Origin of the sequence: Micromonospora sp. CPCC 206061 (assembly GCF_036906915.1) — a bacterium.
GTDB lineage: Bacteria > Actinomycetota > Actinomycetes > Mycobacteriales > Micromonosporaceae > Phytohabitans.
Window position 1 is genome coordinate 15,666 of the sequence record NZ_JBAKHX010000064.1, and the last position, 12,079, is coordinate 27,744.

General features: G+C 72.0%; 13 protein-coding genes. 4 read left to right on the forward strand and 9 right to left on the reverse strand.

Annotated features, from left to right (window positions below):
* Positions 1-4 precede the first annotated feature (4 nt).
* On the forward strand, positions 5-1,186 hold the full coding sequence (locus V6V89_RS30760) for an acetoin utilization protein AcuC (protein ID WP_334623008.1): 1,182 nt from the start codon (positions 5-7) through the stop codon (positions 1,184-1,186).
* A gap of 19 nt (positions 1,187-1,205) precedes the next feature.
* Here V6V89_RS30760 and V6V89_RS30765 read toward each other — a convergent pair whose 3' ends face one another.
* Positions 1,206-1,820, reverse strand: coding sequence for a dihydrofolate reductase family protein (locus V6V89_RS30765; RefSeq protein ID WP_334623009.1), 615 nt, complete (start codon positions 1,818-1,820; stop codon positions 1,206-1,208).
* Positions 1,821-1,933: 113 nt separating this feature from the next.
* Here V6V89_RS30765 and V6V89_RS30770 point away from each other — a divergent pair, with 113 nt between their 5' ends.
* Entirely contained in the window at positions 1,934-4,405 is a 2,472-nt protein-coding gene (locus tag V6V89_RS30770) for a bifunctional acetate--CoA ligase family protein/GNAT family N-acetyltransferase (RefSeq protein WP_334623045.1), read from the forward strand.
* A gap of 265 nt (positions 4,406-4,670) precedes the next feature.
* Positions 4,671-5,447: a methyltransferase domain-containing protein gene (locus tag V6V89_RS30775; protein WP_334623011.1), complete on the forward strand. Its 777-nt coding sequence runs from the start codon at positions 4,671-4,673 to the stop codon at positions 5,445-5,447.
* Positions 5,448-5,456: 9 nt separating this feature from the next.
* On the opposite strand, the gene sigB is transcribed toward V6V89_RS30775, so the two are convergent.
* From sigB to V6V89_RS30805, 6 genes are all read right to left on the reverse strand, one after another.
* Complete coding sequence (sigB, locus tag V6V89_RS30780) at positions 5,457-6,422, reverse strand: RNA polymerase sigma factor SigB (RefSeq protein ID WP_334623012.1); 966 nt, start codon at positions 6,420-6,422, stop codon at positions 5,457-5,459.
* Positions 6,423-6,591: 169 nt separating this feature from the next.
* Complete coding sequence (dtd, locus tag V6V89_RS30785; RefSeq protein ID WP_334623013.1) at positions 6,592-7,014, reverse strand: D-aminoacyl-tRNA deacylase; 423 nt, start codon at positions 7,012-7,014, stop codon at positions 6,592-6,594.
* Positions 7,014-8,480: a DUF7782 domain-containing protein gene (locus V6V89_RS30790; RefSeq protein ID WP_334623014.1), complete on the reverse strand. Its 1,467-nt coding sequence runs from the start codon at positions 8,478-8,480 to the stop codon at positions 7,014-7,016. Before V6V89_RS30790 ends, dtd begins: the two co-directional genes overlap by 1 nt.
* On the reverse strand, positions 8,480-8,896 hold the full coding sequence (locus V6V89_RS30795; RefSeq protein ID WP_334623015.1) for a cupin domain-containing protein: 417 nt from the start codon (positions 8,894-8,896) through the stop codon (positions 8,480-8,482). Before V6V89_RS30795 ends, V6V89_RS30790 begins: the two co-directional genes overlap by 1 nt.
* 24 nt (positions 8,897-8,920) lie before the next feature.
* Positions 8,921-10,021: a PQQ-dependent sugar dehydrogenase gene (locus V6V89_RS30800; protein WP_334623016.1), complete on the reverse strand. Its 1,101-nt coding sequence runs from the start codon at positions 10,019-10,021 to the stop codon at positions 8,921-8,923.
* A gap of 58 nt (positions 10,022-10,079) precedes the next feature.
* Complete coding sequence (locus tag V6V89_RS30805) at positions 10,080-10,700, reverse strand: hypothetical protein (RefSeq protein WP_334623017.1); 621 nt, start codon at positions 10,698-10,700, stop codon at positions 10,080-10,082.
* A 148-nt stretch (positions 10,701-10,848) separates the two neighbouring features.
* Between V6V89_RS30805 and V6V89_RS30810 the strand changes: the two genes are divergently transcribed.
* Entirely contained in the window at positions 10,849-11,433 is a 585-nt protein-coding gene (locus tag V6V89_RS30810) for an HhH-GPD-type base excision DNA repair protein (protein ID WP_334623018.1), read from the forward strand.
* A gap of 8 nt (positions 11,434-11,441) precedes the next feature.
* On the opposite strand, the gene V6V89_RS30815 is transcribed toward V6V89_RS30810, so the two are convergent.
* Together V6V89_RS30815 and V6V89_RS30820 are read right to left on the reverse strand one after the other, a co-directional pair.
* Positions 11,442-11,744 (reverse strand): ribbon-helix-helix protein, CopG family, encoded by a 303-nt coding sequence (locus V6V89_RS30815; protein ID WP_334623019.1) that lies wholly within the window; start codon positions 11,742-11,744, stop codon positions 11,442-11,444.
* Entirely contained in the window at positions 11,741-12,028 is a 288-nt protein-coding gene (locus tag V6V89_RS30820) for a hypothetical protein (protein ID WP_334623020.1), read from the reverse strand. The genes V6V89_RS30815 and V6V89_RS30820 overlap by 4 nt, the downstream gene beginning before the upstream one ends.
* Positions 12,029-12,079: the final 51 nt, after the last annotated feature.

A 12,079-nucleotide genomic window follows, 5' to 3' on the forward strand; every position in this document is an offset into this window, starting at 1 on the left:
CGTCATGGCGGACGGCACGGTCGTGGTGTGGGACGAGACCCTGCTCGGGTACGACATGGGCGACCATCCGCTCGACCCGGTGCGCGTCGAGTTGACCATGGCGCTCGCCCGCGAACTGGGCGTGCTCGACCGGCCCGGCGTCCGCGTCGTCGCGCCCACGCCGGCCGGCGACGCCGCGCTGACCCGGGTGCACCGCCCGGACTACCTCGACGCGGTCCGTGCCGCCCCCGACGACCCGTTCTTCTCCGGTTGGGGGCTCAACACGCCCGACAATCCGGTGTTCGACGACATGCACGCGGCGAGCGCGCTGATCTGCGGCGCCACGCTGGCGGCCGCCGAGGCGGTGTGGCGCGGCGAGGCCCGCCGCGGCGTCAACATCGCCGGCGGCCTCCACCACGCGATGCCCGCGCGGGCGGCGGGCTTCTGCGTGTACAACGATCCGGCCGTCGCCATCGCCCGGCTGCTCGACCTCGGTGCCGAGCGGATCGCGTACATCGACATCGACGTGCATCACGGCGATGGCGTGCAGGTGATCTTCTACGACGATCCGCGGGTACTAACGGTCAGCCTGCACGAGACCCCGCTGGCCCTGTTTCCCGGCACCGGGTTTCCGGAGGAGACGGGCGGGCCCGGTGCCGAGGGCAGCTCGGTCAACGTGGCGCTGCCTCCGGGCACCGGCGACGCGGGCTGGCTGCGCGCGTTCCACGCGGTGGTGCCGTCGGTCGTGCGGGCGTTCCGGCCACAGGTGCTCTTCACCCAGTGCGGCGCCGACAGCCACCGCCTCGACCCGCTGGCCGACCTGCGGCTGTCGGTCGACGGTCAGCGCGCAGCCCACCTGGCGCTGCGGGCGCTGGCCGACGATCTGTGCGACGGTCGTTGGGTGGCCACCGGCGGCGGCGGATACGCGCTGGTCGAGGTCGTGCCCCGGACCTGGACGCATCTGCTGGCGGCGGCCACCGGCGAGCCGATCGCACCGGCCACGCTCACCCCGCTCGGCTGGCGCGACCTGGCACACGAGCGGTGTCCCCGGCGCGACATCCCGCTGCGGATGACCGACGACGCCGACACCTCGCACCGGCCGTGGCAGCCGGAAGGGGAGCCGGACGCCGTCGACAGGGCGATCATGGGGACCCGACGTGCGGTGTTTCCGCTGCTGGGCCTCGACCCGTACGACCCGAGAGACTGAGGCCGCACTCGGCCTGGCCTTATTCGACTTCGATCGTGCCGTACTCCGGCTCTCCCACCCGGTCGAGCACCTGGATCGTGACGCCGGTCGGTGTCGAGCGCACCTCGGTGAGCGCGAAGCGGGTGGGCGTACGCCCCTCGGCCAGCAGCCGCCTGCCGTTACCCAGAACCACCGGCGCCACGATGAGTCGCAGGGTGTCGACCAGGCCGGCATCGAGCAGCGACTGCACGAGCGCGCCGCTGCCGTGCAGCTGAAGTTCCCTCCCGGGCTGCTTCTTCAGCTCGGTCACCGCGGCCACCACATCACCGCTCAGGATCTGGCTGTTGTGCCAGTCCGCGCTGGGCAGCGAGGCGGAGGCGACGTACTTGGGCAGCGTGTTGAGCTTCGCCGCCACCACGTCGTTCGGGTCGGTCGAGTTGGGCCAGCTCGCCGCGAAGATCTCGTACGTGTTCCGGCCCAGCAGGAACGCGTCGACCTCGCCGAACACCGAATCGATGAAGGTGCCCAGCTCACCCTCGAAGAACGGGACGAGCCAGCCGCCCTGCGTGAAACCTCCGCTCCCGTCCTCCTCGGGGGCGCCCGGCCCCTGGTAGACGCCGTCGAGGGTCAGGAACATCTGCGCTGTCAGTCTCATGCCAGTTAGACGTACCAGCCGGTCGGAACTCATCGCAGCTGTATTGACGCGATGATGGAGGGGTGACCCAGCCCGCAAGCGACCGGTCCGCCGATGTGCTCCTCCGGGACGGGATGGCCGTCCACCTCAGGCAGATCCGTCCGGACGACGCGGCGGGCATCGTCGCGATGCACTCGCGGTTTTCCGAGCGCACCCGCTACCTGCGGTACTTCTCGCCGTACCCGCGCATCCCCGAGCGCGACCTGCAGCGGTTCGTCAACGTCGACCACGAGGCGCGGGAGGCGTTCGTGGTCTCGTCGGGCGATCGCATCCTGGCGGTCGGCCGGTACGAGCGGCTCGGGCCGGACGCGGCCGACGCCGAGGTCGCGTTCGTGGTCGAAGACGCGTACCAGGGGAGGGGGGTCGGCTCGGTGCTGCTGGAGCACCTGGCGGCGGCCGCCCGCGACGCCGGCATCACCCGCTTCGTCGCCGAGGTGCTGCCCGAAAACGGCGCCATGCTGAGGGTCTTCGCCGACGCGGGTTACCAGGTGCAGCGCGAGTACGCCGACGGCGTCGTGCACCTGACCTTCCCGATCGCGCCCACCGAGCGCTCGCTGGAAGTGCAGTGGCGCCGGGAGCAGCGCACCGAGGCCCGGTCGATCGCGCGGCTGCTCGCACCGCGCGGCGTCGCCGTCTACGGTGCCAGCTCCAGCGGCCACGGCATCGGCGCGGCCCTCCTCGGCCACCTGCGCGACGGCGGGTTCACCGGCGCCGTGTACCCGATCCACCCGACCGCCGCCTCCGTGGCCGGACTGCCCGCGCTCCGCACCGCCCGCGACGCCAGCCAGCAGGGCGACGTCGACCTGGCGGTGGTCGCGGTGCCGCCGGAGGCGGTGCCCGACGTGGTCGCCGACGCGGCCGCCGCCGGGGTGCACGGCCTCGTCGTGGTCTCGGCCGGCTTCGCCGAGACCGGCGCCCCCGAGGGCGCTGCCGCGCAGCGCCTTCTCATCCGCGCCGCACACAGCGCCGGCATGCGCGTCGTCGGCCCCAACTGCCTGGGGGTGGCAAACACCGATCCTCGAGTACGCCTGAACGCCACGCTCGCCCCGAGGCTGCCGCTGCCTGGGCGTGCCGGCTTCTTCAGCCAGTCGGGCGCGCTGGGGGTGGCGCTGCTGGCCGAGGCGCACCGCCGCGGGCTGGGGCTGTCGAGCTTCGTCTCCGCCGGCAACCGGGCCGACGTCTCCGGCAACGACCTGCTCCAGTACTGGGAGGACGATCCCGGCACGGACGTGATCCTGCTGTACCTGGAGAGCTTTGGTAACCCCCGCAAGTTCGCGCGGCTGGCCCGGCGCATCGGCCGCACCAAGCCGATCGTGGCGCTCGCGTCTCCCGCCCGCCCCGCAGACCATCGCGGGCCGGATCGGGGCGCGGTGACGGCGCTGTTCGCGCAGGCCGGTGTGGTGCGGGTGGACACGGTGGCGGAGCTGTTCGACGTGGGTGTGCTGCTCGCGAGCCAGCCGCTGCCCGCGGGTCGCCGGGTGGGCGTCGTCGGCAACTCGCCGGCTCTCACCGTGCTCGCTGCGGCGGCGTGCCGCGACGCCGGCCTCGCAGTCGGGGCCGGCTATCCGCGCGACGTGGGACCGTTGGCGAGCGCGCACGACTTCGGCGACGTCCTGGCCGACGCGGCGACCGACCGCGATGTCGACGCGCTGGTGGTGGTCGTCGCGCCGCCGCTGCCCGGCCAGCTCTCCGACGAAGACACCGACTTTGCCGCCGCGCTGGCCAGCGTCGCGCTCGCCGGAGACAAGCCGACCGTGGCGACGTCCCTGGTCGACAGGCTGCCCGCCGGGGTGCCGGCGTACCCGTCGGTGGAGGAGGCGGTGCGGGCGCTTGGGCGGGTGTGCGGGTACGCCGACTGGCTCCGGCAGCCACCCGGCATCGTGCCCACGATCTCCACAGTGGAGTCTCCCGATCTCCTTGCCGCGTATGGCATCGACGTGGTGCCGACGGTGCCGGCCGACTCGGCTCGGGCCGCTGTGGCGGCCGCCGACGTGCTCGGGTACCCGGTGGCGCTGAAGGCGGCCGGCGAGGCGCTGCGGCATCGGCTCGACCTCGGCGCGGTGCGGCTCGGGCTCGCGGACGCTGCGGCGGTCGCAGCGGTGTACGAGGAGATGGCGGGGCCGTTCGGTGCCGGGGTGCTCGTGCAGCCAATGGTGCCGCCGGGCGTGGCGTGCGTGGTGGAGATGGTCGAAGACCCGGTGTTCGGGCCCGTGGTGGGCTTCGGGCTGGGTGGCGTCGCCACCGACCTGCTCGGCGACCGTGCCTGGCGGGCTGCTCCGCTCACCGACCGCGACGCCGCGGCCCTGGTCGACGAGCCGCGTGCGGCGCCGCTCCTGCACGGCTACCGTGGCGCCGGCCAGGTCGACCGGACCGCCCTGGCCGACCTGCTCGTGAGGGTCGGCCGGCTGGTCGACGAGCAGCCCCAGGTGCGCGCGCTGCGCCTCAACCCGGTGCTCGCGCGCCCGGACGGCCTCTCCGTCCTGCACGCCGAGATCCGCTACGGCGCCCCGACCCCCCGCCCCGACGAGGCTCCCCGCCGCCTCTAACCCCGCCCGTCGCACCCGCCCGCCCTCTCCTCGTCGATCAAGGGCAAACGCACGTAGTTCGATCTCCTTTTCGCGTGCATTTGCCCTTGATCGACGCAGATCCCCTTGATCAACGTCGTTGAGTTCGGCGATCTGGCGCCGCGTCAAGGTGCGGGTGTCGCAGATCGCGGCGGCCGGCTGGCCCGCGAAGGAGATCGCGCGCGAGCTGCGCCCATGATATGGGACGGAAATCTCTGATAGTGGGAACGGGCGTATGGTCGAGCGCATGGTTTACACGCATGGGCATCACGAGGCGGTGCTGCGGTCGCACCGGTGGCGTACGGCGGAGAACTCGGCGGGCTACCTGCTCGGCGAGTTGCGGCCGGGGATGTCCCTGCTCGACGTGGGCTGCGGTCCGGGCACGATCACCCTCGACCTCGCCGCGCGCGTGGCACCCGGCCGCGTCGTCGGCATCGACGCCGCCCCGGACGCGCTGGCGGCCGCGCCGCAAGCGGCCACAGTGGACTTTCAGGCTGGTGACGTCTACGCCCTCGCGTTCCCCGACGGCGCCTTCGACGTGGTGCACGCCCATCAGGTGCTCCAGCATCTCGCCGAACCCGTCGCGGCGCTGCGGGAGATGCGGCGGGTCTGCCAGCCGGGCGGGTTCGTGGCCGCGCGCGACGCCGACTACGCGGCCATGACCTGGTACCCGGAGATCCCCGCCCTCGGCGAGTGGCTGGCCCTGTACCGCCAGGTGGCCCGGCACAACGGCGGCGAGCCGGACGCGGGCCGCAAGCTGCTGTCGTGGGCGCGTGAAGCGGGCTTCACCGATGTGCGGGCCACCGCTTCGGCTTGGTGCTTCGCCGCCCCGGAAGACCGGGCGTGGTGGAGCCAGAGCTGGGCGGACCGAGTGTCCAAGTCGGCGTTTGGCGCGACGGCGCTCGCGGCGGGGTACGCCACGGAGGCGGATCTGGCGCGGATCGTAGACGCGTGGCGGGAATGGGGCGCCGTGGAGGACAGCTGGTTCGCCGTCCTCCACGGGGAAGTCCTCTGCCGCACCTGACGCCGCGGGTCAGCTGGCGTACGTCTCCAGGCGCTTGGAACGCGACGGGTGGCGCAGCTTCAGCAGCGTGACCTTTTCGATCTGGCGGATGCGCTCGCGGGACAGGCCGAACTCGCGGCCCACCTCGTCGAGCGTGCGCTGCCGGCCGTCGTCGAGGCCGAAGCGGAGCCGGATCACGGCCTGCTCACGCTGGGACAGTGTGGACAGTACGATCTCGACCTCGTTGCGAAGCTCGCCCTGCGTCACGCTGTCGCCGGGCTCCTGGCGCGGGTCGACGGCCGCGACGAAGTCGCCGAGGGCGCTCTCGCCGTCTTCGCCGACCGCCTGGTCGAGACTGACGGGCTCCCGGTCGTACGAGATCAGCTCGATCACCTGGAACTCCGGCACGCCCATCGCCTGCGCGATCTCGGCGATCGAGGGCTCGCGGCCCAGTGACGTGCTGAGGTCGCGCCGGGCGCGGACCATCCGGTTGACCTGCTCCACCATGTGGACGGGGATGCGGATGGTGCGGGCCTGGTCGGCCATGGCTCGGGTGATGGCTTGGCGGATCCACCAGGTGGCGTAGGTGGAGAACTTGTAGCCCTTGGTGTAGTCGAACTTTTCGACGGCGCGGATGAGGCCGAGGTTGCCTTCTTGGATGAGGTCGAGGAAGGCCATGCCCCGCCCGGTGTACCGCTTGGCGATGCTGACCACGAGCCGCAGGTTGGCCTCCAGCAGGTGGTCCTTCGCGGCGCGCCCCTCCGCGGCCACGACAACGAGGTCAGCCGCCGCCTCGTGCGAAGGCGAGGGTGAGGCCAGCTTCTCCTCGGCGAACAGTCCCGCCTCGATCCGCTTGGCAAGCTCGACTTCCTGCACGGCCGTCAGCAGTTTGGTGCGGCCGATACCGTTCAGGTACGCGCGGACGAGATCCGCGGAAACGCCACGCTCGTCGGTGGCGTCGAGGTCGGCATCGAGACAGAGCTCGTTGTCGTTCATGTGCAGGACCACCTTAAGTCGCCTCCCCGCGTCGACAAGTGGCACGCGTCCCAGTCGCCGAGTGGCGCTGGTGAGAAAAGCTTGGCGGTTACCGCGTGAAGCGGCGGTGAGGAGAACGCCTGGGTGGCACTAATCCGGTAGTCTGTTCGCCCTCTTTGAGAAAAAGAGGCTAAATGTCGAGCAGAATCGTCCGCGGACCCACGTTGACGCTTTCGACCAGCATGTGCGCCCGGAAGCGTCCCGTCGCCACCTTCGCGCCCCGTGCCCGCAGCGCCTCGGCAAAGGCCGTGACCAGCGGCTCGGCCACCTCAGCCGGCGCGGCGGCGATCCAGGTGGGCCGGCGACCCTTGCGCGCGTCGCCATACAGTGTGAACTGGCTCACTACGAGGATCGGTGCCCCTACGTCCGAAGCCGACTTTTCGTCGTCGAGGATTCGCAGCTCCCACACCTTGCGGGCCATCGTGTCGGCGATAGCAGGGGTGTCCGAGTGGGTCACGCCGAGCAGCACCAGCAGCCCGTCGTCGATCGCGCCGACCACTTCGCCGTCGACCGTAACGCTCGCGCGGCTCACCGTCTGCACAACGGCCCGCATCAGTCCTCCACCGGTCGCAGGATCTCGCGCTCCACCAGGTGCGCCACGATCGGCACCGCCGCCTCCGCCAGTTCCGCCTCCTCGACCTCGTGCGCCATCGCCAGTACCGCGATCGCCTCGCGCAACGGCACCTCGCCGTCGCACGCCCCGACGAGGGCGAGCACGAGCGGATCGGTCTGTTCGGTCCAGCGCAACCCGTGCGGCATCGCGAGCACCTGGCGGTCGACCGCCCAACCCTCCTCGCCGATGGTCGCCTCCTGGCGCAACTGCAGGCCGTCCGCCGCCCGGTACCGAGCTGAGAGCAGCGCGCCCGCGTCGCGTACGCGAAGCCAGTCCTGACGGTCGAACCAGGCCGCGACGTGCCGTCCCAGCAGGCCCTCGACCTGCTGGCGCAGGTCTTCGACGCGCACCACCGGGTCGGCCGCGCCGCCGCGCCGGACAGTGACCAACCCGAAGCCGACGGCTTCGATCTTCTGCGCGTCGAACCAGTCCAGCCACGCCGCCTTGCGCGCCGGGTCGGCGGCCTCGCCGGCGTCGGTCAGCCACAGGTCTACATAGGACATCGGGTCGGCCACCTCACGTTGGATCACCCACGCGTCCAGCCCGGTGCCCGCGAACCAGCCCGCCACCCGGTCGCCCCAGTCTTCGCCAGCCACGTGCGCCCAGTTCGCCAGGTACTGCATCGTGCCGCCCTCGGTGAGCAGCGCGGGCGCGGCGGCGGCCAGCTCCGCGCAGACGCCGTCGCCAGCGCGACCGGAGTCGCGGTAGGTGAAGGCATCATCGCCAGAAAAGCCGGGACCGACCACGAACGGCGGGTTGCTGACCACAAGGTCGAAGCGGCGCCCCGCCACCGGCGCGGTCAGGTCGCCCGGCAGCAGCTCCCACGAAAGGCCGTTGAGCGCCGCGTTGGTCGCCGCGAACCACAGTGCGCGCCTGCTCAGGTCGGTCGCCGTGACGGCGCCCGCGTGCCGTGACAGGTGCAGCGCCTGTACGCCACAGCCGGTGCCCAGGTCGAGCGCGGTGCCGACCGGACGGCGCACCGTGGCGCCCGCCAGGGTGCTCGACGCGCCGCCCACGCCCAGCACGTGGTCGTGCGCGACCGGCTGCCCCGGGTGGGCGTCGGCTGGCAGGTCGGCCAGCACCCACCAGTCGCCGTACGCCTCCAGGTCCAGGCCCTGCCGCAGCCCGTCCGGCGCCTCGACGAGCAGGCCTGCGGTCAGCGCGGCCGAAAGCGGCAGCGGCGCGAGCGCGTCCCGCACGGCGGCGACCGGCTCGGTCTGCCCGCACACGAACAGCCGGATCAGGGTGCCCAGCGGGTCACGGTCGGCCGTGGCGCGCAGGGCGGCCCGGTAGTCGTTGCGCGCGACCGCGGCCGTGGCGGCCTGGCCGAGCCGCGCGGCGATGCCGCTGGAGGTGTATCCCGCGAGTGCCTCGCGGAGCTGTGCGATCCCGGAAGCCGTGAACATCACGCCATCCTGAAGTCGGCGAAGTCGAATCCGGGCGCCACCACACAGCTCACCAGCACCGGCTCGTCACCGGCGGGCGCCGCGGCCTGCCACACGCCGCCCGGCACCAGGGCCTGCGGGCGCTGGCCGGCGGCCACGTCGTCGCCCAGCAGCACCGTCTCGCGGTCGCGTAGGCGCAGCTCCAGCGGCCCGCCCGAGTGCCACAGCCACAGCTCGTCCGAGCGCACCACGTGCCACCGCGACTCCTCACCGGGGTTGAGGAGGAAGTAGATCGCGGTCGCGGCCCGGCGCGGCCCCTCGTACCCGTCCGGCGTGAACGCGTGCTCGCTGCGCCATGTCTCGCGGTACCAGCCGCCCTCCGGGTGGGGTGCGAGGTCGAGTTGCTCCGCCAGGGCGGGGCGTGGTGGTGTGGTCATGCGCTCATTTTGCCTCTGGCATGGTCAAGCCTTGGCGGCGTGGCGCAAGATCCGGTCATCACCGTCCTGAACATCGCCGCGACCGTCGCGGTTCGACGTGGTCACCCATAGCGCGCCGTCGGGCGCGACCGCGACGGTGCGCAGCCGACCATATCGCCCCTCGAGCTCCGCGCGCGGCTCACCCGCCGCGCCATTTTCCAGCGGTACCGTCCAGAGCCGCTCGCCCCGCAGCGCCGCCACGTAGAGGGTGTCGCCCGTGATGGCCGCGCCGGACGGCGACGCCTCGTCGGTCGACCAGGTGACGATCGGATTGGTGTACCGGCCGCCGTCCGTGTCGCCGTTGCCCTCCACCTCGGGCCAGCCGTAGTTGTTGCCCGCCTCGATGAGGTTGACCTCGTCGAGCCGGTTCTGGCCGAACTCGGTCGCGTAGAGCCGCCCCGCCGAGTCCCACGCCAGCCCCTGCACGTTGCGGTGACCGAGGCTGTAAACCGGCGAGCCGGCACGCGGGTTGCCCGGCGCGGGCTCGCCCTCGGGCGTGAGGCGCAGGATCTTGCCGCTCGGGTTGTCGGCGTCCTGCGACGAGCTTCTCTGCGCGGCGTCGCCGGTGCCCACGTACAACATGCCGTCCGGCCCGAAGGCGATCCGCCCTCCATTGTGGTTGGACGCCTTCGCGATGCCGTCGAACACCACCGAGGGATCGCCGCCGTCCAGCCGGAACCGCACGATCCGGTTGTCCGACTCGCCCGTGAAGTACGCGTACACGTACCGGTCGGTGGCGTAGGCAGGCGACACGGCGAGCCCCAGCAGCCCGCCCTCGCCGACCGCCGAGACTCCCCGCACCCGGTACACCTCCCGAGCCGCGCCGCCGCCCGGCGACACCCGGAGCACCCGGCCGGTCTCACGCTCGGCCACCAGCGCGTTGCCGTCCGGCAGGAACGCGAGCCCCCACGGCACCTCGATGTCGCTGGCCACCTGCTGCGGCGCCGCCAGATCGGGTGCCCCACGGGGGCTGCTGGTCGCGCCGGTCGACGTGGTCGGGGTGGGCACCGGGCTGGCTGGCGGTGGTGCCGCGTCGTCCCCGTCACCGCACGCGGTCAACGCGACCGCCAAGCCAAACGCCGTCATCGCCGTCTTCATCCGCACCGCTCTATCCAAGCAGGCTCGACCGAAAGACGGCGAAAAATCACGCTCGCCCGATGGCGTACCCCTGGCCGCGCAGCCGCCGCGCCCAGCCCGCCACGGTGTGCCGCGGCACCCCGAAGTGCTCCGCCACACCGGTGATCGTGCCGGCGGTCTGGTAGGCGGCCATCACCTCGTCGGGCTCGGGCATCCGCCGGTACGCGCGGGTGTCACTCTGCGCGGTCTTGCGCGTACGGCGCTCGGTGGTCTCCGGTGCGGCCTTGCGGCCCCGCCGCGCCTTTCGCTCCACGGGCTCGGCTTGCGCGGCGGCTCGTCGCCGGCGGGGCTGCGCCGCCGCCTTCCGTCCGCGCGGGCGGCGAATGGGCTCCGGCGCCTGCTCGACCACATCCGCCTGTTCGGGAATGAGCGGGGTGGGTTCGGCGGGCGCCGCTGGCGCGCCGGGCGTCAGGGCGGGCGTCGGCACGGTCGCGGTCAGCGCTCGCACCAGCAGGTCGAGGTCGAGGGGCGGCAGGTCGGCGGGGGCGAGCCCGCCGCCGCTCGCGGCCCGCACGGTGAGTTCGATGATCCGCGTCTGGCCGGTGGACGCGTCCACGCGGACAGTGGTGTGCGCGGCGTCCGCGCCGCCGTCGTTGTCGGGGGAGATGGTGATGACGTACCTACTCACGAAAAGCCTCCTGTCGGGGCCGGGCAGCCGCGCACCCCCGCCCTGCGGCGCTCCGCCAATCAGCGTGAGACTACCGGTCGATCATCGAATGTGGACCCTCGCGGTCCTGCTTTTGAATGGGGCCCCCTGCCGCTCGGGCTGCGGTTAGATGGGAAGCATGACGCTCACCCTGCCAATCGACGCGGAGGCCAACAAGCTGCTGCGGCGCAGCCCGCTCGCGCTGCTCATCGGCATGGTCCTCGACCAGCAGATCACGTTCGAGAAGGCGTTCTCGTCGCCCTACGAGTTGGTGCGGCGGCTCGGACATGAGCCCACCGCCCAGGAACTCGCCGACTTCGACCTCGACGCGCTGACTGTCATCTTCGCCACCCCGCCCGCGCTGCACCGCTTCCCCAAGGCGATGGCAGCCCGGGTACAGGAGGTGTGCCAGGTTTTGGTGGAGAAGTACGACGGCGATGCCGAAAAGCTGTGGTCGGGAGCCGACAGCGGCAAGGAACTGTTTCGGCGCATGACGGAGTTGCCCGGGTTCGGCAAGCAGAAGTCGCAGATCTTCGTGGCGCTGCTGGGCAAGCGCTTCGGCGTCACGCCGAAGGGATGGCGCGCGGCCGCGGGGGAGTACGGGGGCGAGGGCGTGCACCGCTCGGTGGCCGACATCGTCGACAACGACTCGCTCGTCAAGGTCCGCGAGCACAAGCAGCAGATGAAGGCCGCCGCCAAGGCCAAGAAGGGTTGAGCCGACCCTCAGGCCGCTGTCGGGTGGGCGAGCGCTGCTATCGCGCGCCGCACGTCGGCCAGCGAGACCGTCGCCGAGTCGTCGAGATCCGCCAGCCCGGCCTCGATCCACTGGCGCATCAGCGTGGTCACCCCGATGCCGCGCGCCTCGGCCGCCTCGCGCACCCGCTCGTACGTCTCGACGGGCAGTCGCACTGACCGGCTGACCATTGGCACGTCGGTGTCGGGCACCGGCAACTCGGCCGCCTGTCCGTCGCTGACGAGATCGTCGCCGCCTTCGTGAAACCTCTTGATGGCGTCGTGCCTGCTCATCGCACCCACCCCTGTAGCACTTCGTCGTACCGCTTGGACTCGGCGTCGGTCAGGTCGCGCGCGGAGAGGATGTCCCAGTCGTTGTCGGCGTGGTCGGCCTCGGCCAGCAGGATCGCCAGTCGACGGCCCTTCCTCGTCACCGCGTAGACGACCATCGCGTCGTCGCCCAGGTGCCGGATGACCCGGCGCGTGCTGCGTAGCGCCTCCCAGACCTCGCCGGGAGCCACCTCGTAGAGACGCAGGTTGCTCAGGCTCTCGTCGGTGAAGCTGAACCTGCTCCCCACGCGATCGAGCGTACCACGCGCGTAACACGCAGGCTGGGGTGCGACTATGGA